Consider the following 20,560-nt stretch of genomic DNA (forward strand, 5'->3'; position numbering starts at 1 on the left):
GGAGATGAGGGCGCTGCACGAGATGTCCTTGGTGGAATCCCTCCTCGAATCCCTGGAGATGGTGGTTCGGGAGCAGGGGGTCACGGGGGTTCGGGAGGTGGGGCTCCGCGTGGGGGCCCTGCGGCAGGTGGAGCCGGAGGTGATGGCCTTCTGCTTCTCCGTGGCCACCCGGGGGACCTTCCTGGAGGGGGCGGAGCTTCGGGTGATCCTCCAGCCTCTCCGGCGGCGTTGCCTGACCTGTGGGCACCGCTGGGAGGGGGCTTTGCAGGAGGCGGCCTGTCCCCGCTGCGGGAGTGTTTCGGAAAGGACCGGCGGGTTCGAGCTGGATCTGGAGTACATCGAGGTGAAGGAAGATGAATCGACGCATTACCCTGAACCGTAGGGTCGCCCTGGCCGACGAGGTCTACGCGCGGCAGGTGCGGGAACGCTGCGCCCAGGGGGGGATCCTCCTGGTCAACCTGATCGGGTCCCCGGGGGCGGGGAAGACCACCCTGCTGGAGCGGGTGTTGCCCCAGATGCCCTGCCGCTGCGGGGTGGTGGAGGGGGACGTGGCCACCTCCCGGGACGCGCAGCGCATCGCCGCCTGCGGCGTCCCGGTGGTGCAGATCAACACGGGCGGCGGCTGCCACCTGGAGGCTCACCTGGTGCTCCGGGGTCTGGAGGACCTGCCCCTGGACGACCTGGACCTGGTGTTCGTGGAGAACGTGGGCAACCTGGTCTGCCCCGCGGAGTTCGATCTGGGGGAGGATTTCAAGGTGGCGGTGTCCAGCGTGCCCGAGGGGGCGGACAAGCCCCTCAAATATCCCTCCCTGTTCTCCCAGGCCGCCTGCGTGGTGCTCACCAAGACGGACCTGCTTCCCTACCTGCCCTTCGACGAGGAGCTGTTCTGGAAAGACGTGGAATCCCTCAACCCTCGGGGACGGCGTTTTCGGGTGGACGGCCTCCGGGGGGACGGGGCGGAGGAGTGGGTCCGTTTTCTGGCCGAGACCCTGGAGACCAAGCGGTGCGGGGCCTGACCGAATCCCCCTTGCTGGAGGGGCTGAACCCCCCCCAGCGAGAGGCGGTGCTGCACCACGAGAGCAGCCAGCTGGTGCTGGCGGGGGCGGGAAGCGGCAAGACCCGGGTGCTCACCCGGAAGATCGCCTTCCTGATCCGGGAACTGGGGATCTCGCCGGGGCGCATCCTGGCGGTGACCTTCACCAACAAGGCGGCGGGGGAGATGCGGGAGCGGGTGGAGAAGCTCCTGGGGGAACGGGCCCGGGGACTGCGGGTGTCCACCTTCCACTCCTACGGCCTCCATTTCCTGAGGCGTCACGAGGGGATTCTCCAGGAGATGGGCTACGGCCGCCCCCTCCTGGTCTTTGACCGGTCGGACCAGAAGGGGCTGGTGAAGCGTCTTCTGGCGGAGAAAAACCTGGACGAGAAGCGCTTCGATCCCGGTTGGCTCCTGGAGACCTTCTCCACCGCCAAGGACGAGAGGGACCTCTCCTCCGGGACGGTGAACCTGGAGGGGATGCTGGGACAGCTCTACCTGCTGTACGAACAGAGGATGAAGGAACAGGGGGCCCTGGACTTCGACGATCTGGTGACCCTGCCCCTGCTCCTCCTCTCCCGGGACGAGGAGCTGCGTCGCCGGGAAGCCTCGGGGCTGGACTGGGTCCTGGTGGACGAGTACCAGGACGTGAACCGTACCCAGTACCTTCTCCTGCGGCGTCTCACCTCGGAGGGGCAGAAGCTCCTGGTGGTGGGGGACCCGGACCAGGCCATCTACGGCTGGCGGGGGGCGGACGTCTCCATGATCCTCAACTTCGAGCGGGACTTCCCCGGCGCCCGGGTGACGGTGCTGGAGCAGAACTACCGCTCCTCCGGCCACATCTTGGAGGGGGCCAACGGGGTCATCGCCCGGAACTCCGACCGCCGGGAGAAGCGGCTCTGGACCGCCGCCCATCGGGGGGAGCGCATCCAGGTGCTCCGGGCCCGAAGCGATCAGGAGGAGGCCTCCGCTCTGGCGGAACGAGTGGAAGGGCTGCTTCGGGACGGGTACCGCTACGGAGACATGGCGGTGCTGTACCGGATGAACGCCCTGAGCCGCACCTACGAGCAGAAGTTTCTGGAGGAGGGGATCCCCTACCGGGTGGTCCGGGGGGTGGCCTTCTACGAACGCCGGGAGGTGAAGGACGTCCTGGGGATGCTGCGCCTGGCCATCCAGCCCCGGGACCGGGGTTCCCTGGAACGGGTGGGGAACCTGCCTCCCCGAGGCCTGGGCAAGAAGGGCCTGGAGGTCCTGGGGGACTGGCTCCAGGAGCGCACCGAGGACCCCCGTTCGGTTTGGGAGACCCTGCGCGACCAGGGGGTGCCCGCCGTGAAGGGCAAGGCCCGGGAGGGGCTTCGGGGCCTCGCGGAGGGCATGCTGGGGGTGCTGGATCGGAGCGATCGGGCCCGGGAGGCCCTCGTCCACCTCTGGGAGGACTACGGCTACGGGACCTTCCTGGCGGCGGACGATCCGGACCGGTTCGAGGAGCGCCGGGAGAACGTCTTCGAACTCCTGTCGGTGTTGCCCGAGGAGGGGGACGTGGAGCAGGTGCTGGCGGAGGTGGCCCTGTTCACCGATGCGGAGACAACGGAGGAGGACGTGGACCGGGTGAGCCTGCTGACCCTCCACGCCGCCAAGGGACTGGAGTTCCCTGTGGTTTTCCTGGTGGGCATGGAGGAGGGGATCTTCCCCAACGGCCGCTGCCTGGGGGACCGGCAGAGCATCGAGGAGGAGCGGCGGCTGTGCTACGTGGGGATGACCCGGGCACGGGAGCGGCTCTACGTCTCCGGGGCGGAGTCGCGGCTCCTCTTCGGGGCGTTCCAGCGGAACGGGTTCTCCCGGTTCCTCCAGGAGATCCCGGAGGGCTGCACATCCCTGGAGGACCGGACCCGGATGGGGGGGCTGCGGGATGTTCGTGGTAGCCGTCAGCGGAGACATTGGAGCTGGTAAATCCACCCTGACCCGCCTTTGGGCGGATCTGGGGGCGGAGGTCACCGGGGCCGACGAGGTGGCCAAGTCCCTCTGGGGGCGACCGGAGATCCGCGCCGCCGCCGCCTCCCGGTGGGGGGACGAACTCTTCGATCCCCAAGGGACCCCCCGACCGGGGGAGTTTCTGCGTACCGCCTTCGCCTCCCGGGAGGACCACCGTTTTCTGGGGGAGCTGCTTCACCCCCTGGTGTGGGATCTCCTGAAGGAGCGCTCCGGGAGGGGGAGCTGGCGGGTCCTGGAGGTGCCCCTGCTCTTCGAAACGGGGGTCCCCGAATGGGTGGACGCCACGGTCTACGTGACCGCCCAGGCTTCCGTGCGAGAGGAGCGGGTGGCCCGTTCCCGGGGCTGGGCGACGGAAGACCTGGCCCTGCGGGAGCGGTGGCTTCTCCCGGGGGAGGAGAAGGCCCGGCGGGCCCGCTGGACCCTGGCCAACGACGGAGATCGGGACGTCTTCCTTCGGGAGGGAAGGAACCTGGGGCTGCTCTTCCGTCGCCTCGCTTCGGTGGTGGAAGGGGACACGGCCTGCGGCAGCCCCGACGAGGCGGCCCGCATCGCCCGGGCCCTGGTGGAGGGGCGCCTGGTCGCCTGTGTCCAGACAACCCCGACCCGGAGCCTCTTCCGCTGGAAAGGGAGGGTGGAGGAACACCCCGAATGGGTCCTCTCCTTCCGGACGCTGGAGGAGTACCAGGGGCCGGTGGAACGGCGCATTCGGGAACTCCACCGGTATGAACTGCCGGTAGTCTCCTTCCGCGTCCCCAGCCGACTCGGACTGGATGCTCGCCTCTGGGTCACGGAGTCCTGCGGCCCATGAAGCTCATCACCACCCACGTGGGGGCAGACTTCGACTCCCTCGCCAGCATGGTGGCGGTGCGCAAACTCTACCGGGAGGGGACCCTCTGCTTCTCCGGCGCCGCCTCGCGGAACGTGAGGGATTTTCTCAAACGCCACGCCGGAAGGCTCCGGGTCACCACTCCGAGGAAGGTCTCCCTGGAGGAGGTGGACACCCTCATTGTGGTGGACGCCCGATCCCTGGGGCGCATCGGTCCCTTCGCCGCCCTGGCCCGGGACCCCCGGGTGAAGGTGCACCTCTTCGACCACCATCCCCCGGTGTCCGACGAGATTCCCTCGGACTACGCCCTGGTGGAGACCGCGGGTTCCACCACCACCCTTCTGGTGGAGCTGCTCCTGGAGCGCCACGTCCCCATCTCCCCCTTCGAGGCCACCCTCTTTACCCTGGGGATCTACGAGGACACGGGGGCCCTCACCTTCGGGGCCACGGGGGAACGGGAGTACGCCGCCGCTGCGGCCCTGCGTCGCCTGGGGGCGGACCTCTCCGTGATCCCCACGTGGATCGAACTGGCCTTCACCCTGCTGGAACGGGAGCTGCTGGACCGGATGATGGAGGCGGCCTACGAGCGCTTCCTCTCCGGTTCCCGGGTGGTGTTCTGTGCCCTGGAGTTCCCCCAGTACGTGGAGGGCATCTCCCTCTTCGCCCACCGCCTACGGGACGCCTTCGACGCCGACGTGGTGGTGGCGGTGGTGTCCATGGACCGGCGGACCTACATCACCGTCCGCAGCCGGGAGGGGGCGGTGGATGCGGTACGCCTCCTGGCCCGGTTCCAGGGGGGGGGGACACCCCCAGGCGCGGCGGTGGCCCTGCCCCGGACCGATCCGACGGAGCTGCTCCAGGCCCTGGAGAAGGACCTGGAGGGGGCTCTGACCCCGGTGGTGGAGGTGGGGCGGATCATGTCCAGCCCCGTCATGGCGGTGGCCCCGGACCAGACGGTGGAGGAGGCCTACCGCCTCATGATCCGCTACGGACATGCCGCCCTGCCGGTGGTGCAGGAGGAGCGACTGGTGGGGCTCATCACCCGCAAGGATCTGGACAAGGCGCAGCTCCACGGTCTGGGGGCCGTCCCGGTGGTGGAGTTCATGACGGAGAGTGTCCTCACCGTGTCCTCCCGCGCCCCCGTGGGGGAGGCTCATCGGATCATGGTGTCCGCCAACATCGGGAGGCTTCCGGTGGTGGACCAAGAGACCCTGGTGGGCATCGTGACCCGCACGGACCTGCTCCGGGCCCTCTACCCCGTCTCCCTGCCCCCGGGGGAGCGGGCCCTCTCCCCGGGGCTTCCGTGGATGGAGAACCGGGCGGACCTGTTGGAGAAGGGTCTGGACCCCGGTCTGAGGGACCGTCTCCGTGCCCTGGGGCGGGTGGCCCAGGGACAGGGAGCCCGGCTCTTCGGGATCGGAGGCTTCGTGCGGGATCTCCTGCTGGGAAGGCCCAACCAGGACGTGGACCTGGTGGTGGAGGGGGACGCGGTGGCGTTTCTGGAGTCCTTCAAGGGGTCGGACGTGCGGGTCTCGGTGCACCGGCGCTACCGCACGGGCACCCTGGTCTTTCCGGAGGGGCAGAAGATCGACGTGGCCACGGCGCGGCGGGAGTTCTACGAGTACCCCGTGGCCCCGCCCACCGTGTCCAGCGACTCCCTCAAGCACGATCTCTACCGCCGGGATTTCTCCGTCAACGCCATGGCCCTCTCCCTGAACCCCGCCACCTGGGGGGAGCTGGTGGACTACTTCGGCGGGCGGGTGGACCTGGAGCGGCGGCTGCTTCGGGTGCTGCACAACCTGAGCTTCGTGGAGGACCCCACCCGGGTGCTCCGGGGGGTGCGTCTGGAGCGTCGGTTGCGCTTCCACATGGGGGACGACACGGAAAAGCTGGCGCGCAACTGCGTCCGGGGGGGGCTGCTCTCCCTGCTCTCGGGCCCGAGGCTTCGCAGCGAGCTGGAGCTGATCCTCCTGGAGCCGGAGGCCGCCTCCATGGCGGTTCGTCTTCGGGATCTGGGCGTCCTGGAGGGGGTCTTCCCGGGGCTTCGCCCGGGGGACCGCACCCAGAGGACCCTCCGCCGTCTTGCGGCCTTCCGCAAGCGGATGGGGCGGGACCTGCCCGATTCGGGGTCGGACCGCTGGCTGGCTGCGCTGGGGGCGCTTTTGGGGGAGGGGTCCGGCTGGGTCCAGAGGAACGCCCTGGATCGCCTGAGCCTCTCCGCCCGGGAGCGGTGCTGGGTGGAACGGGGGCTGGAAGGACTGGGCGCGGCGGAGAGCTTCCTGGGTACCCGGGCGGACCCGCCCCTTTCGTCGATCTACGGGTTCCTGCGGGACGCCCCGGTCCCGGCGGCCCTGCTCTGGGCGGCCGCCACGGAACAGTGGCGGGTGCGGCGGCGGATCCTGCTGTACCTCACCCGGCTCTTTCGGGTGGAACCCATGCTCACCGGCCGGGACCTCCTGGAAATGGGATGCCCCAAGGGGCCTTGGGTGGGGCGCCTCCTGGGGGACCTGCGGGGAGCCCGGCTGGACGGAGAGGTGGAGACCCTGGAGGACGAACGGGCCTGGGCGATCCGCAGGCTCGGGGAGGGAGGCTGAGGCGCTTCCGCCGCGGCTCCCATCGGGTACAATGGGGGCCACGAAAGGATGTGGAAGGATGTTCGAGGCAACGGGTGACTGGGCCCCTCGGCTGGCCAACCTGCTCTTAAGCGTTCCGGCGGTGTTGTGGGCCATCACGTTTCACGAGTTCTGCCACGGCTACGTGGCCTATCGTCTGGGAGACCCCACGGCAAAGCTGGCGGGGCGGCTTTCCCTCAACCCCCTGCACCACCTGGACCCCCTGGGAGCCCTCATGCTCCTCTTCTTCCGGTTCGGGTGGGCGAAGCCCGTGCCCATCGACGCGCGGTACTTCAAGAACCCCAAACGGGACCTGGTGCTGGTCTCCCTGGCGGGGGCGGCGGGGAACCTGCTTTCCGCAGCGGCCTGCGGCGTGCTGATCCGCCTGGCCCCGAACCTCTTCCTGGGCAACTTCGCCCTGCGGCAGTTCATGCTCCTCATGGTGGTCATGAACGTGGGCCTGGCGGTGTTCAACCTCATCCCCATCCCCCCCCTGGACGGCTCCAAGCTCCTGTACCTCTTCCTGCCCAACCGCTACCTCCAGGGTTTCTTCTGGCTGGAGCGGTACGGCATGATCGTCCTCATGGTTCTGGTGCTGCTGGACGTCATCCCTCGGCTCATGTCCCCGGTGGTGCTCCTCTTCGTCAACCTGATCCTGTAGAAGGAGAAAATCGAAGACCATGAAAATCCTGCTTTCCAACGACGACGGGGTCCTGGCGCCGGGCATCCAGATCATGACCAAGGTCCTGGCGGACCGGGGGGTCCCTGCGTTAGTCGTGGCTCCGGACCGGGAGCGCAGCAGCATCGGCCACGCTCTGACCCTGAACCGTCCCCTGCGCCTCTGGTCCCTGGAGCCGGGGGTTTTCCCCCATGCTGTCCCCGCCTACGCCTGCGACGGGACGCCCTCGGACTGCGTGGTCCTGGGGGTGGGGGAACTTTCCCAGGACGTCACCCTGGTGCTCTCGGGGATCAACCGGGGACCCAATCTGGGGGACGACCTTACCTATTCCGGGACGGTCTCCGCCGCCATGGAGGGGCTCATCCTGGGTTACGGGGCCCTGGCAGTGTCCCTGGACTGCCGGAACTCCGACCCCACGGCCCACTACAGCACCGCCGCCACGGTGGTGCTGGGGTTTCTGGAGTGGATGGAGGCTCACCCTACGGAGGAGAAGATCCTCTATAACATCAACGTGCCCAACGTGCCCCTGCGGGACCTCCAGGGGGTGCTGCCCACCCGCAAGGGGATCCGGCAGTATCGGGACAAGATCACCCGCCTGCGGGACCCCCACGGCAAGGACTGCTACTGGATCGGGGGCTTCCCGGAGGACGAGCTGGAGGAGGGGACGGACGTCTGGGCGGTGTCCCGGGGGTTTGCCTCCGTGACCCCGGTGCACATGGACATGACCCACTTCGACAGCCTCCGGGAGATGCACCGGGACGGGTTCTCCGGGCTGCTTCACCCCCGGACGGCAGGCTGAGCCCGGGGGGAGACTTCCGTCCCTCCCGCGCCGAGATAGCCCGGGAATCCGGCGTGGGCCTCCCTTCCCCAACCCGGGGCTTGGGCTTTCAAGAAAGAGGGTGAGGGAAGTGCGTCGGTTTTCATGCTGCGTCCGAGGGGTTTTGGGGGCGCTCCTGGCGCTTCTGTGCTGCGGGAGCCCCGGAGCGGCGGAGGAGTCCTTCCTGGTGGTGCGGCACATCGCCCCGGTGATGAAGGCCCCCGCCCCCTACAAGGCCGTGGAGAAGGGACGAGGCATCCTGGACCGCCCGGGCATCGAGGCCTGCGTGTACTACGGCAGCCGGGTGACCGTGGCCCCCGCCCCGGGGAAGCACGGGGCTCAGTGGGTTCTCCTGCGATTCCGGGGCAAGACCCTGGGGTACCTGGAGAAGAACGCCCTGATCCCCTTCCCGGCGTACCGGGAGACGGAACCTCAGGCCTTCTGCGTCCGCCCGGAGAAGCTGCCCCTCTACCTTCTCCCGGGGAAGCGCTCCCTGAGCGGTTTCAGCGACTTCACCCTTCCCCGGGGGGTGACGGTGACCGGGGTGGGACGGGCCTCCGCGGCAGGGGAGGAATGGATCCTCCTGCGCTTCGCCAGCGCCACCTACGACGACCGCCCCGCAGACCTGCTGACCCGCTATGCCTGGGCCCGGAAAGGCGATCTGATCCGCCTGGGGGCCTCTTACCGTCCCGACACGACCCGGGTGAGGCCGGACCAGATTCCTTCGGTGGTGCTTACCCGGCAGGACGACTCCTCCCAGAGCCGTTTCACCCTGGGGGAGGGGGAGAAGCGGCGCCTTCAGGAACGGGGGTTCGTGGTGCAGACTCAGCCCGTGATCCTCCCGGAGCTGGAGGTGGACGACCTGGTGGAGGCCTATCCTCGGGTCCGGGACCACGTGACGCCCCTCTTCCTCACTGCGGACCTGGGACTCCACTGTTTCCACCTGATCTTCGACCGGATGCTCCAGAAGACGGAGGAGCGCTTCTTCCTCCCCGCCGTGACGGACCTGCTTGGGCGGATGCAAAGGGGACTGGAGGCCCAGAAGGCTCCCCTGTGCGCCTCACCCCGAGGCAGGGAGATCTACGAGACCGTTCGGGACTATCTGGGGGTGGCCCGCAGGCTCCTGACGGGCAGCGGCGACCTCTCCCCCCTGGGGAAGGGGGAGGTGGAGCGCATCCTGGCGGCCCGGGGACGGCGGAAATCTCCCTTCTCCGGCAAGGAGGAGGACTACACCCTCTACAAGCCCCGGGGGCACTACACCCTCACGCCGGAGCTTCAGCGGTACTTTCGCGCCCTCTCCTTCCTGGGAGGCGTCACCTTCACCCTGAAGGGGCCCGATCCCGCGGTGGGGCAGCGCAACGCCGGGGTGGTGGGGGTGCTCTGTTCCCTCCTGGAGGAACCGGGAACCCAGGGGGCGTGGAAGAAGGTCTTCGATCCCTTCACCTATCTGGTGGGGGCTTCCAACGACAACTCCTGGTACGACTACGCCCCCACGGTGCGTCGGTCCTTCTCCCCCTCCGTCCCGGGGGACGCGGCCAAGCTGGAGGCGTTTCGCGCCGCCCTGGTGGCGGTCAGCCGGCCTCCCCTCATCCTGAGCGCTCCGGCTCCCCGGGTGGGGGCCAGCCAGGGAGAGAGGGAGGACGAGGCCCTGGGCTTCCGGTTCATCGGACGTCGCTTCACCTTCGACGCCCTGGTCTTCGGGGTCCTCACCTCCCCCCGGACGGGCTCCGACGAGGTGCCCCGAAACCTCCCCGATCCCCTGGACGTCATGGCCGTGCTGGGTTCCACCGCGGCCCGGGTGGAAGCGAAGGCCTTCGAGGCGGTCCCCCGCTACCGGGAGAACCAGGAGAAACTCCGTGCCCTCTGGCGGGGTTTCGACAAGGACCCCCTCTCCCGAAACGTCTACACGGGGATGCTTCGGATCTACTCGGACTACTTCCGCCCCACCGAGGGGGGGCAGTTCTTCGCCCGTTCCCCCTGGTGGGAGGTCAAGAAGCTCCTCACCGCTTCGGCCTCCTGGGCGGAGCTGAAGCATGACACCATCCTCTACGGGGAGCAGTCGGGGGCGGAGATGGGGGACGGGGGAGACGTGTGGTATGCCCCGGCCTTCCTGACCCCGGAGCCCCGGGGGTACGTGGAGCCGGAACCTCGCCTCTTCGCGGGGTTGGCGGAGGCGTCCCGCAGGACCCGGGAGTTTCTGACCCGCAGCGGCTTTCGGGACCAGGAATATCCCAAAAAGCTCCAGGCCTTCGCCGCTCTGATGACCCGCCTGGAGGGGATCGCCGCCAAGGAGGTGCAGGGCGGGGAGATCCACCGGGAGGACTACCGGTTCATCCGGGAGTTCCCCGCGGAGCTGAGCCGGGAGCTGCTGCTGCCCGAAACGATGCTCCAGCTCTACCCCCCGGTGACGGAGGAGGTCCGGGATCGTCTGCGCATGGCCCTGGTGGCGGACGTGGCCACGGACCACCTGGCTGGCCAGGCCCTCCATGTGGCCACCGGCGCTCCGAGGCACCTGCTGGTGTTCGTGGACGATCCATGGGGAGGGCCTCGGGTGACCCGGGGAGCAGTCTATTCCTTCTACTCCTTCCCCCGTCCCCTCGCGGAGGGGCGATTGGACGACCAGGCCTGGAAGAAGCGGGTCTACGGCGGGAAACAGGGGGAGTTGGACGCCCTGCGCCCCGGGTGGGTCCGCAGGCTGGAGGACTGAGTGTTTCGAGCCCTTCTGGCGGCGGTGCTCCTGGGGCTGTGGCTGCCTGGGAGCGCCGCCGCCCTTTCCTGTCCTCCCCTCCCCGAGGGGGTGCGCTCGGCCCTGGCGGTCCCTGCAACCCCGGTCTCACCCCTCCCTGAAGTTCCGGTCCTGCCGATCGCGGCGGGGGGGATCGCCCCGCACCACGACCTGGCGGGGCCCCTGATCCTCCGGTTCTACGAGGCCCTGGCGGCAGGGGATCCTCATCCCCGCCGGGTGATCCTCCTGTCTCCGGACCATTTCCGCCAGGGGCGGGCTTCCGTCTCCTTCTGCGGGGCGGACTGGGAGACCTCCTTCGGCTCCCTACGGGCGGATCGGGAGGGCGTCGACGTCCTGGCGCAGTCTGGCCTGGCCTCCCGCCAGGACGATCTCTTCCCCCGGGAGCACGGCGTCACGGTCCACCTGCCCCTGATCCGACGGGCCTTTCCCGAGGCGACGGTGCTTCCCCTGACGGTTCGAGCGGGGGCCTCGGACCTCCAGCTTCTGGGGCTGCGCAGGCTCCTCCTTCCCCTCCTGGTGGAGGGGGGGCTGCTGGTCCTGAGCATGGACCTCTCCCACCACAAGCGACCCCCGGAGGCCCTGAGGGAGGACGAGCGGACCCTGCCGGTCCTTCTTGCGATGCGGGTCGGGAGGGTGCGGGGGCTGGACCTAGACTGCCCCCGGGGGGCGGTCCTTTTCCTGGGGCTCCTGGCGGACCGGGGGATCCGGGAGGGGGTCCTGCTGGAACACGCCCACTCCGGCACCTTCACGGGGGACGAGACGGCCCCCTGCACCACCTACGCCACGGTACTGTACCCCCGAAGCGAAACGGGGGGGTCTTCGGGAATTCTTCCGAAACCGATGTTGACAAAGCCTCAGGGGGCGCTATAATCTCCCCCAACATCCTCTGACGGAAGGGCAGGAGCGCGCGATGACTTGGTTGTTCCTCAATGATCGACGTAGACGACGAAGCCTGGACCCCGCCGTACATCCCCATAAGGGCGATGACGGGGCACGGTTTCTGTGGTCTCGACGACAGAGAGGAAACGCCTAGGCTGAAAGCGTTTCTCGTCGCAAGAGCAGGAACCTCGCACCCCCGAGCCTCCTCCCGAAGAAAGGCCCGCATCCGGGCCAAGTAGGGAGGCGGGAGGTTCCCGTCACAGGACGCAAGGAAGCGGCCGGAGCTTCGGCACCGGCAAAGAGGGTGGCACCGCGGGCTACAGAGCCCGTCCCTTAACAGGGACGGGCTCTGTTTTTTTGTGGGTTTTCGGAGGAAAAAACGAAGGAGGCGTGGAAGAGATGGAATACAAGGGCAAGGTCGTATTGGCGTACAGCGGCGGGTTGGACACTTCCGTGGCGATCCAGTGGCTGAAGGATCAGGGGTACGACGTGGTCACCATGACGGCGGACGTGGGGCAGCAGGTGGACCTGGAGGCCTGCAAGGACAAGGCCCTCCGGACCGGGGCGGTGAACGCCTACGTCATGGATCTGCGGGAAGAGTTCGTGCAGCAGTACGCCTGGAAGGCCCTGAAGGCCAATGCGCAGTACCAGGGCACCTACCCCCTGAACTCCGCCCTGTCCCGGCCCCTCATCGCTCGGCAGCTGGTGCAGGTGGCGGAGATGGAAGGCGCGGTGGCGGTGGCCCACGGCTGCACCGGCAAGGGGCAGGACCAGGTGCGCATCGAGGTGTGCACCAACGCCCTCAACCCGGAGCTGAAGGTGGAGGCCCCGGTGCGGGACTGGCACTTCAGCCGGGAGGACGAGATCGAATACGCCCAGGAGCACGGCATCCCCGTGCCCACCACCAAGGAGAGCCCCTACAGCATCGACGAGAACATGTGGGGCCGGGCCATCGAGTGCGGCGTCCTGGAGAACCCCTGGAACGAGGTTCCCGCCGGGGCCTTCAAGCTCACCGCGGATCCCCTGGATGCCCCGGACGAGCCCCTCTCCGTGGAGATCGGCTTCGAGGCGGGGATCCCCGTCTCCCTGAACGGCACCGCCCTCTCCGGGGTGGCCATGGTGGAGATGCTCAACGACCTGGCGGGCAAGGCCGGGGTGGGGCGGGTGGACATGATCGAGGACCGGCTGGTGGGCTTCAAGAGCCGGGAGGTGTACGAGTGCCCCGCCGCGGTGACCCTCCTGACGGCCCACCGGGCACTGGAGACCCTCACCCTGAGCAAGGAGGTCCTGAAGGTCAAGAGGGAGCTGGAGACCAAGTACGCCGAGCTGACCTACGAAGGCTACTGGTTCTCCCCCCTGAAGGAGGCCCTGGACGCCTTCATGGACAGCACCCAGAAGACCGTCTCCGGGGTGGTTCGGGTGCGGTTCTACAAGGGGCAGGTCACGGTGACGGGCATGAAGTCCCCCCAGTCCATCTACCGGGAGGACCTGGCCACCTACTCCGAGGGGGACACTTTCGACCACCAGTCTGCGGTGGGCTTCATCAAGGTCTGGGGGCTCCCCATCAAGACCTGGCGGCAGGTTCACGGGGAGACGGTGGACGCGGAGGGGTGCGCGGAGGTGCCGACGCTGAAGAAGGCCAGCGGCCTGGACGGCTGAAGCGTCGCGGCGAAACGGGGACACACCGGGGGAGCGGACCGAAGGGGCCGCTCCCCTTTACGGCTGCGGGGGCAGCCGGCAGCCCTGACGCAGCCCCTGGGTCTCCAGAGCCTCCTGGAGGCGGCGAAGGGTGCCTGCCTTGTCCCCCATCCAGGCCGGGGCGATCAGCCGGTCCGGGGGAGCGTCGGCGGTGAGGCGCTGGAGGATGGTCGTCTCCGGCAGGGTCGCCAGAGCCCGAACCACCTGGTCTCGGTAGACTTCCTCCGGGACGGGGGTGAAGAGCCCTCGGCGGTACAGGTCCTCCAGTGCGGCCCCCCGGAGCACGTGGAGGGGGTGGAGCTTCAGGGCGTGGAAGCCCCAGCGAGCCAGGGTGGAGGCGTCCCGGGCAAGCCGTTCCGGGTCGTCCCCGGGAATGCCCCCGATGAGGTGGGCGCAGAGAAAAAGTCCCCGGCCACGAAGGATTCGGGCCGCGTCCTCCGCCGCCCCGGCCCCGTGTCCCCGGCGCAGCCAGACAAGCTGGTCTTCCTCCAGGGTCTGGACCCCCACCTCGATCCACACCTCCAGCCCTTCGTCCCCCCATCGGGTCGCCGTCTCCAGGAAGGGGGCGGGGATCTGGTCCGGCCGAACCCCGAAGGCCAGCCCCAGGACCGATAGTCCCTCTTCCCGGGCGGTCTCCCGGGCCTGGCGCACCTTGGCCTCCAGGATCTCCGGGGGATCCTGGGTGCAGGAGTAGCTCTGGAAGTACAGGAAGACCCGGGGGGAGGGGAAGCGGCGTTTCAGGGGTCGGGCTTTCTGCCGCACCTGCTCGGGGAGGGAAAGGCCCAGGAGGGCGGCTCCGTCGCCGCCCCCCCGTTCATCGCAGTACAGACAGCCCCCCGAGGCCAGGTCGTTTCGGTGGGGACACCCCGCCCCGGTGTCCAGGGCCAGCTTGCGCACCGGACCGCCGTGGCGTTCCCGGAGCACCGCCGACCAGGCCCGCCAAGGAAGGGTCAAGCCCCGTAAGCTTCCCCGGGGATGGGGGGAAGCCCCTCCACCTTGGACCGGCTGGAGACCACCGAATCAGCGGCCCGACGTGCCCAGGCTCGGTAACGCTCCGTCAGGTCCGGTTCTTCCAGAGCCAGGATGCGCACCGCCAGGAGGGCGGCGTTCCGTGCCCCGTCGATGCCCGTGCAGGCCACGGGGACCCCCGGGGGCATCTGGGCGATGGAGAGCAGGGCGTCCAGCCCTCCCAGGGTGCCCCCCGCCACGGGGATGCCGATTACCGGCAGGGTGGTGTGGGCCGCCACCACCCCGGGAAGGGCTGCGGAAAGGCCCGCCGCCGCCAGGATGACCCGGACGCCCCGGGCGGCGGCTCCCTCCGCCAGGGTGCGCACGTCCTCGGGGGTGCGGTGGGCCGAGGCGATCCCCACTTCGTGGGGGACGGAGAATTCCTCCAGAATCTCCGCGGCCTTCCGGGCCACGGGCAGGTCCGATGCGGAGCCCAGCAGGATGGTGACCTTCGGGTTCATGGGATGACCTCCTTCATGTGGCTTGCGCCCCCCTAGGGGGCGGGACTACAGGTTCCGATGGGCGCCGTGACCGATGTCGGAACGGAAGAAGGATCCCCCCAGGCGGATTCCCTCCAGACGGCGGTAGGCCCGCTCCCGGGCCTGCTCCAGGGTTTCCCCGAGGCCCACCACCGTGAGCACCCGGCCCCCCCGGCTCACCAGGTTCCCCGCCTCGTCCCGACCCGTGCCCGCGTGGAACACCAGGGACGTGCCGTCGTCGAAGGGCTCCGTCCCCTGGAGACGTTCCCCCGTGCGAGGGGCGTCGGGATAGCCTCCGGAGGCCAGGACCACCCCAAGGGCGTGTCCCCGAGGCTCCGGCCAGGGGATGGCGGCCAGTTCTCCCCGCACGCAGCGCTGGACCACCTCCAGCCAGTCGCCGCCGAACACGGGCAGCACCTCCTGTGCCTCCGGATCTCCCAGGCGCACGTTGTACTCCAGCACCGAGAGGCTGCCGTCCGGGGCCAGCATGAGCCCCGCGTAGAGCACCCCGCAGTAGGGGATGCCCTCCTCCTGGAGGCCTTCCAGGGTGGGCTCCAGAACCTCCCGGAGGATGCGCTCCCGCAGGGCGTCGGTGCCCCAAGGCACGGGGGCATAGGCCCCCATCCCCCCCGTGTTGGGTCCCTGGTCCCCGTCGAAGGCTCGTTTGTGGTCCTGGCTCAGAGGAAGCAGGCGGATCGTCCTCCCGTCCGTCACGGCCAGGGCGGTGATCTCAAAGCCCTCCACGAAATCCTCCACCACCACCGTGGCCCCCGCCGCCCCCAGGGCGTGTTCCTCCAGGAGGGAGCGGCAGGTGTCCAGCGCCTCCTCCAGGGTGGGGATCACGAAGGCTCCCTTCCCCGCCGCCAGGCCGTCGGCCTTCACCACGTAGGGAGGGGTGCGGCGGCGCAGGGCCTCCGCGCAGGCGGGAAGGCTGGTGCACCGCTCGAAGGAGGAGGTGGGGATCCCGTGGCGCTCCATGAACTCCTTGGAGAAGACCTTGCTTCCCTCCAGTCGCGCCCCGGAGGCTCCGGGGCCGAAGACGGGGATCCCCGCCTCCCGCAGCCGGTCCGCCACCCCCGCCACCAGGGGAGCTTCGGGGCCCACCGCCACCAGGTCGATGCGGTGTTCCCGGGCGGCGGCCAGCACCGCCTCGGGGTCGCAGGGGTTCAGGTCCAGCCGGGTCGCCAGGGGTTCCATCCCCGGGTTGCCCGGGGCTGCGAAGAGCCGGGGAGCCTGGGGGGAGCGGGCCAGGGCCCAGAGGATGGCGTGCTCCCGTCCGCCGCCTCCCAGAACCAGGACGTTCATGTCCCGTCTCCTAGTGGCGGAACGTGCGTCCGCCGCCCACGAACAGGGTGACTCCCCGCTCCTGGGCCGTCCGGGCCACGTCCTCGTCCTTCACGGAGCCGCCGGGGTGCATCACCGCCGCCACCCCCGCCGCCGCCGCCAGTTCCACGCTGTCCGGGAAGGGGAAGAAGGCGTCGGAGGCCATCACCGCTCCCCGTGCGCTTTCCCCCGCCTGTTCCAGGGCATGGCGCACTGCGTCCACCCGGTTGGGGAAGCCGCAGCCGATTCCCAGGGTGGCTCCGTCCTTCACCAGGGCCACGGCGTTGCTCTTGGCCAGGGCGGCGGCCTTCCAGGCGAAGACCAGGTCGCTCCACAGGTCCCGACGGGGGGCGCCGCGCCAGGTTCCGTCCTCGGGGGTGGGCAGGGGAGGCAAGGCATCGTCCTGCACCAGCAGTCCGCACCAGGTGGAGGTGAGGCGTTCCCGGAAGGGGCGAACCGCCCGGGGAACCACCACCCGGAGGTTGGGCCGCCGGGCGGTCAGGGTCTCCAGGGCCTCCGGGGCCACGGCGGGGGCGGCCACCACCTCGAAGAAGTGTTCCCCCAGTGCCCGTGCCGCCTTCCCGTCCAGGGGGCGGGTGAAGGAGACGATGCCCCCGAAGGCGGAGACGGGGTCGCAGGCCAGGGCACGGCGGAAGGCCTCCTCCGGGTCCGATCCGGAGGCGATGCCGCAGGGAGTGGTGTGCTTCACGATGACGCAGGCGCAGGCCTCCTGGTAGAGAGCCGCGCCCCGGAGCACCGTGTCCAGGTCCAGGAGGTTGTTGTAGGAGAGTTCCTTCCCCGAGAGGACCTCGAAGGGGGCCTCCGCCAGGGGGGGCAGCCAGAGGGCCGCCTGTTGGTGGGGGTTCTCCCCGTACCGCAGGGCCTGGGCCCGGCGCAGGGGCAGCACCCGAAAGAGGGCGTCCTCCTCCCGTTCCGGGTCTCCCAGGGCCCGGGAGAGTCCCTCCCGGATCAGGGCGTCGTAGGCGGCGGTGCGCTCGAAGGCCTTCAGAGCGGTACGCCCCCGCAGGGCCAGGGACAGCTCCCCGGAGACCTCCAGATCCCGCATGGCCTCGTCGTAGTCCGCCGGGTCCAGAAGCAGCCCCACGTGGCGGTAGTTCTTCGCCGCCGCCCGAAGGAGGGTCACCCCGCCGATGTCGATCTGCTCGATCAGCGCGTCCAGGTCCGCGCCGCTCTTCGCGGTCTCCTCGAAGGGGTAGAGGTTGCACACCACCAGGTCGATCCGGGGGATGCGGTGGGCCTGTCGGTCCGCGTCGTCCGAGGCGTTTCCTCGTCGGGCCAGGATGCCCCCGGCCACGACGGGGTGGAGGGTCTTGACCCGTCCCCCCAGGATGGAGGGAAGCCCCGTCAGGTCCTCCACCTCCGTCACTTCCAGCCCCTGTTCCCGCAGGAACCGGGCGGTGCCGGAGCTGGAGAGGAGCCCGTAGCCGCAGCGGACCAGCAGGGTCGCCAAGGGGCCCAGCCCCGTCTTGTCGTGCACCGACATCAGCGCGTAGGGTCGTTCGTTCATCGGGAATCCCTTCCTTTGCGGGAGAAGTCCCCCTCCAGGAGCCATCGGGCGATGGTCCGGGGGTAGATTCGGTGTTCCGTTTCGTGGATGCGGTCCTCCAGGGACTCCAGGGTGTCCCCGGGCAGCACCGGGACCGCCTCCTGGGCCAGGATGGGGCCGTGGTCCACCTTCTCGTCCACCAGGTGCACCGTCACCCCCGTCACCGTCACGCCTCCCTCCCAGGCGTCCCGGATGCCGTGGGCCCCGGGGAAGGAGGGAAGCAGGGCGGGGTGCAGGTTGAGGATCTCCCCCTCGTGGCGTCGCACGAAGGAGGGGGAGAGGACCCTCATGAAGCCCGCCAGCACCAGGTGGCGGATTCCATGTTGGGACAGGAGGGCCTCCAGAGCCGCTTCGCCCCGGTCCCGCCCCTCGTCGTAAGGCAACACCGCCGTGGCGAGGCCCCGTTCCCGGGCCCGTTCCAGCCCCGGGGCGTCGGCCCGGTCCGAGGCCACCAGGACGATGCGCCCCGGCACCTCCCCCCGTTCGATGGCCTCCGCCAGGGCGAGGAAGTTGGTGCCCCGCCCCGACAGGAGCACCCCCAGGGGGGTCACGCGGGCACCACCCGGCCGATGCGCCGGGGTTCCTCCCCGAAGCCCTTCAGGGCGGCGCACACCGCCGCCTCTCCGTCCTCCGGGACCACCAGGACGAACCCGATCCCCAGGTTGAACACCCGGCGCATCTCCTCTTCCTCCACCCCCCGTCGGGAGAGGAGGCGGAAGATTTCCGGGCGCTCCCAGGCGTCGTAGCGAAGCTCCGGCTTCAGACCTTCCGGGATCACCCGCACCAGGTTGCCCTCCAGGCCCCCGCCGGTGATGTGGGCCATGGCGCGCACCTTCCCCGTAGCCGCCGCCGCCAGGGCGGGGCGCACGTAGAGCTTCGTGGGGCGAAGCAGGGTCTCCCCCAGGGGGGCGTCCAGCCCTTCCGGCGTCTCCTCCAGGGTGAGGCGCTCCGATCCGGAGAGGAGGGCGGAGCGCACCAGGCTGTACCCGTTGCTGTGCACCCCGGAGCTGGACAGGCCCAGCAGCAGGTCCCCCGGGCGCACCCGATCCGGGGTCAGCAGGTCCGCCTCCCGGACCATCCCCACGGAGAAGCCCGCCAGGTCCAGCCCCGTGGGGGCGTACACCCCGGGCATCTCCGCCGTCTCGCCTCCCAGAAGGACGCAGTCCGAGGCGGCGCAGGCGTCCACCACCCCCGCCACCACCTGGGAGAGCACGGGCACCTCCAGGCGACCGCAGGCCAGATAGTCCAGGAAGAAGAGGGGGCGGGCCCCGCAGGTCACCAGGTCGTTCACGTTCATGGCCACCAGGTCCTGCCCCAGGCCCCGGTAGTCTCCCGCCTCCCGGGCCACCTCCACCTTGGTGCCCACCCCGTCGCAGCATCCCGCCAGAAGCAGGTCCCCCTGAAGGCGGAAGAGGCCGGAGAAGCCCCCGATGCCCCCCACCACCCGAGGGTCCCGGGGGACCCGTCCCACCAGACCCTTGATGGCGTCCACCCAGGAGTCCGCCGCCGCCAGGTTCACCCCGGCCTTCTCATAGCTCCAGGTCATGGCAGGTGCCTCCTTCCAGATAGCGCCCGCTGAAGCAGGCGGTGCAGAGCTTCTCCTCCGGCAGGCCGATGGACTCCACCAGGTCCGTCTCGTCCAGGTAGGCCAGGGAGTCCGCTCCCACCTCCCGGCGCAGGGCCTCCAGGTCCATCCGGGCCGCCGCCAGTTCCTCCGAGCAGGGGGTGTCGATGCCGTAGTAGCAGGGGAAGCGCACGGGAGGGGAGGCGATGCGCAGGTGCACCGACCGGGCCCCCGCGTCCCGGATGAGGCTCACCACCCGGGACGCGGTGGTGCCCCGGACGATGGAATCGTCCACCACCACCGCGTCCCGGTCCCGGAAGATCTCCCCGTTGGGATTCAGCTTGATGCGCACCCCGATCTCCCGAACCCGCTGGGTGGGCTGGATGAAGGTTCGCCCCACGTAGCGGTTCCGCACCACCGCGATCTCGAAGGGACAGGCGGAGGCCTCGGCGTAGCCCAGGGCCGCCAGGGTGCCGCTGTCGGGCATCCCCGCCACCAGCTCCGCCTCGCTGCAGGGGCAGCGAAGGGCCAGGCGGCGTCCCAGCTCCTTGCGGGCCTGGTACACCGAACGGCCGTCCAGGACGCTGTCGGGCCGGGCGAAGTAGACGTATTCGAAGGAGCAGTGGAAGCCCTTCCGAGGGGTCATGGGGATCCGCAGGCTCAGGGTTCCCTTGGCATCGATCACCACCACCTCCCCGGGTTCCACGTCCCGGAGGAGCTTGGCCCCCACGATGTCCAGAGCGCAGGACTCCGAGGCCACGTAGGTCACGTCGTCCCGGACCCCCAGGACCAGGGGCCGGAAGCCCCAGGGGTCCCGGGCGGCCACCAGGCGGTCCTCCAGAAGCACCGCCAGGCTGTAGGCTCCCTCCAGGCGGCGCAGGGCGTCCATCAGGGCGTCCAGGGGGTTCTTGTGGGCCTGGTGGGCCATGAGGTGCAGGATGGTCTCGGTGTCGCAGGTGGACTGGAAGATGGCTCCCCGGTTCTCCAGGTAGTGCATGAGCCCGTCGGCGTTGGTGAGGTTGCCGTTGTGGGCGATGGCCACGGGGCCTCGGGCGTAGTTGGCCGCCAAGGGCTGGGCGTTCTGGAACAGGGAGCCCCCGAAGGTGGAGTAGCGCACGTGCCCGATGGCAGAGGAGGCGGGGATGGAGGAGAGGGTGCCCTGATCCAGGGCGTTATGCACCAGCCCCATCCCCTTCAGGGAGTGCACGTTCCCGTGGTCGATCCAGGAGACCCCCGCGGATTCCTGCCCCCGGTGCTGGAGGGCGTACAGACCCAGGTACACGTCCTCCAGCACCGGACGACCGGAGGCGGAGAAGGCTCCGAAGACGCCGCACATC

At 69.7% G+C, this 20,560-nt stretch carries 18 protein-coding genes; 11 read left to right on the forward strand and 7 right to left on the reverse strand.

Annotated elements, in window-relative coordinates; all coding sequences use genetic code 11:
* The first annotated feature begins 22 nt into the window (after window positions 1-22).
* The 11 genes from APAU_RS05795 (at window position 23) to APAU_RS05845 (ending at window position 13,243) form a co-directional block, all read left to right on the forward strand.
* Complete coding sequence (locus APAU_RS05795; RefSeq protein ID WP_050792480.1) at window positions 23-382, forward strand: hydrogenase maturation nickel metallochaperone HypA; 360 nt, start codon at window positions 23-25, stop codon at window positions 380-382.
* Entirely contained in the window at window positions 354-1,016 is a 663-nt protein-coding gene (gene hypB, locus APAU_RS05800) for a hydrogenase nickel incorporation protein HypB (RefSeq protein WP_006300795.1), read from the forward strand. Before APAU_RS05795 ends, hypB begins: the two co-directional genes overlap by 29 nt.
* The gene (locus APAU_RS05805) at window positions 1,004-2,983 is read left to right on the forward strand and encodes an ATP-dependent helicase (RefSeq protein ID WP_006300796.1); all 1,980 of its coding nucleotides are present in this window, start codon (window positions 1,004-1,006) and stop codon (window positions 2,981-2,983) included. Before hypB ends, APAU_RS05805 begins: the two co-directional genes overlap by 13 nt.
* Window positions 2,943-3,833 carry a dephospho-CoA kinase gene (locus tag APAU_RS13305; protein ID WP_006300797.1) on the forward strand — a complete coding sequence of 297 codons (891 nt, stop codon included), beginning with the start codon at window positions 2,943-2,945 and terminating at the stop codon, window positions 3,831-3,833. Before APAU_RS05805 ends, APAU_RS13305 begins: the two co-directional genes overlap by 41 nt.
* Window positions 3,830-6,445, forward strand: a complete 2,616-nt coding sequence (locus APAU_RS05820) for a CBS domain-containing protein (RefSeq protein ID WP_006300798.1) — start codon at window positions 3,830-3,832, stop codon at window positions 6,443-6,445. The genes APAU_RS13305 and APAU_RS05820 overlap by 4 nt, the downstream gene beginning before the upstream one ends.
* 58 nt (window positions 6,446-6,503) lie before the next feature.
* On the forward strand, window positions 6,504-7,124 hold the full coding sequence (locus APAU_RS05825; RefSeq protein ID WP_006300799.1) for a site-2 protease family protein: 621 nt from the start codon (window positions 6,504-6,506) through the stop codon (window positions 7,122-7,124).
* A gap of 19 nt (window positions 7,125-7,143) precedes the next feature.
* Window positions 7,144-7,941, forward strand: a complete 798-nt coding sequence (surE, locus tag APAU_RS05830; protein WP_006300800.1) for a 5'/3'-nucleotidase SurE — start codon at window positions 7,144-7,146, stop codon at window positions 7,939-7,941.
* A gap of 109 nt (window positions 7,942-8,050) precedes the next feature.
* On the forward strand, window positions 8,051-10,666 hold the full coding sequence (locus APAU_RS05835; RefSeq protein WP_006300801.1) for a DUF3160 domain-containing protein: 2,616 nt from the start codon (window positions 8,051-8,053) through the stop codon (window positions 10,664-10,666).
* Window positions 10,667-11,575, forward strand: a complete 909-nt coding sequence (gene amrB / locus APAU_RS05840; RefSeq protein WP_006300802.1) for an AmmeMemoRadiSam system protein B — start codon at window positions 10,667-10,669, stop codon at window positions 11,573-11,575.
* A 59-nt stretch (window positions 11,576-11,634) separates the two neighbouring features.
* Window positions 11,635-11,823, forward strand: a complete 189-nt coding sequence (locus APAU_RS13310) for a hypothetical protein (protein WP_156789444.1) — start codon at window positions 11,635-11,637, stop codon at window positions 11,821-11,823.
* 160 nt (window positions 11,824-11,983) lie between these two features.
* A complete protein-coding gene (locus APAU_RS05845; RefSeq protein ID WP_006300803.1) occupies window positions 11,984-13,243 on the forward strand; it encodes an argininosuccinate synthase in 1,260 nt (419 codons plus the stop codon).
* 57 nt (window positions 13,244-13,300) lie between these two features.
* On the opposite strand, the gene APAU_RS05850 is transcribed toward APAU_RS05845, so the two are convergent.
* From APAU_RS05850 to purF, 7 genes are read right to left on the reverse strand one after another with little or no spacing between them, the layout of a single operon-like run.
* Window positions 13,301-14,236, reverse strand: coding sequence for a TIGR01212 family radical SAM protein (locus APAU_RS05850; protein WP_006300804.1), 936 nt, complete (start codon window positions 14,234-14,236; stop codon window positions 13,301-13,303).
* Window positions 14,233-14,751: a 5-(carboxyamino)imidazole ribonucleotide mutase gene (gene purE / locus APAU_RS05855; protein ID WP_006300805.1), complete on the reverse strand. Its 519-nt coding sequence runs from the start codon at window positions 14,749-14,751 to the stop codon at window positions 14,233-14,235. The genes APAU_RS05850 and purE overlap by 4 nt, the downstream gene beginning before the upstream one ends.
* Before the next feature lie 45 nt (window positions 14,752-14,796).
* Window positions 14,797-16,074, reverse strand: a complete 1,278-nt coding sequence (gene purD, locus APAU_RS05860) for a phosphoribosylamine--glycine ligase (RefSeq protein ID WP_006300806.1) — start codon at window positions 16,072-16,074, stop codon at window positions 14,797-14,799.
* Window positions 16,075-16,084: 10 nt separating this feature from the next.
* A complete protein-coding gene (purH, locus tag APAU_RS05865; RefSeq protein ID WP_006300807.1) occupies window positions 16,085-17,620 on the reverse strand; it encodes a bifunctional phosphoribosylaminoimidazolecarboxamide formyltransferase/IMP cyclohydrolase in 1,536 nt (511 codons plus the stop codon).
* Entirely contained in the window at window positions 17,617-18,210 is a 594-nt protein-coding gene (gene purN / locus APAU_RS05870) for a phosphoribosylglycinamide formyltransferase (RefSeq protein ID WP_006300808.1), read from the reverse strand. The genes purH and purN overlap by 4 nt, the downstream gene beginning before the upstream one ends.
* On the reverse strand, window positions 18,207-19,205 hold the full coding sequence (gene purM / locus APAU_RS05875; RefSeq protein ID WP_006300809.1) for a phosphoribosylformylglycinamidine cyclo-ligase: 999 nt from the start codon (window positions 19,203-19,205) through the stop codon (window positions 18,207-18,209). The genes purN and purM overlap by 4 nt, the downstream gene beginning before the upstream one ends.
* Window positions 19,189-20,559 (reverse strand): amidophosphoribosyltransferase, encoded by a 1,371-nt coding sequence (gene purF / locus APAU_RS05880; RefSeq protein ID WP_006300810.1) that lies wholly within the window; start codon window positions 20,557-20,559, stop codon window positions 19,189-19,191. Before purF ends, purM begins: the two co-directional genes overlap by 17 nt.
* Between the last annotated feature and the right edge of the window lies 1 nt (window position 20,560).

This window comes from Aminomonas paucivorans DSM 12260 (assembly GCF_000165795.1).
GTDB classification, from domain to species: Bacteria; Synergistota; Synergistia; order Synergistales; family Synergistaceae; genus Aminomonas; species Aminomonas paucivorans.

Coding starts and splice junctions, on each gene's coding strand:
- APAU_RS05795 (WP_050792480.1), top strand. CDS start 23: ATGTCCTTGGTGGAATCCCTCCTCGAATCCCTGGAGATGGTGGTTCGG.
- hypB (WP_006300795.1), top strand. CDS start 354: ATGAATCGACGCATTACCCTGAACCGTAGGGTCGCCCTGGCCGACGAG.
- APAU_RS13305 (WP_006300797.1), top strand. CDS start 2,943: ATGTTCGTGGTAGCCGTCAGCGGAGACATTGGAGCTGGTAAATCCACC.
- APAU_RS05820 (WP_006300798.1), top strand. CDS start 3,830: ATGAAGCTCATCACCACCCACGTGGGGGCAGACTTCGACTCCCTCGCC.
- APAU_RS05825 (WP_006300799.1), top strand. CDS start 6,504: ATGTTCGAGGCAACGGGTGACTGGGCCCCTCGGCTGGCCAACCTGCTC.
- surE (WP_006300800.1), top strand. CDS start 7,144: ATGAAAATCCTGCTTTCCAACGACGACGGGGTCCTGGCGCCGGGCATC.
- APAU_RS13310 (WP_156789444.1), top strand. CDS start 11,635: ATGATCGACGTAGACGACGAAGCCTGGACCCCGCCGTACATCCCCATA.
- APAU_RS05845 (WP_006300803.1), top strand. CDS start 11,984: ATGGAATACAAGGGCAAGGTCGTATTGGCGTACAGCGGCGGGTTGGAC.
- purE (WP_006300805.1), bottom strand. CDS start 14,751: ATGAACCCGAAGGTCACCATCCTGCTGGGCTCCGCATCGGACCTGCCC.
- purD (WP_006300806.1), bottom strand. CDS start 16,074: ATGAACGTCCTGGTTCTGGGAGGCGGCGGACGGGAGCACGCCATCCTC.
- purH (WP_006300807.1), bottom strand. CDS start 17,620: ATGAACGAACGACCCTACGCGCTGATGTCGGTGCACGACAAGACGGGG.
- purM (WP_006300809.1), bottom strand. CDS start 19,205: ATGACCTGGAGCTATGAGAAGGCCGGGGTGAACCTGGCGGCGGCGGAC.
- purF (WP_006300810.1), bottom strand. CDS start 20,559: ATGTGCGGCGTCTTCGGAGCCTTCTCCGCCTCCGGTCGTCCGGTGCTG.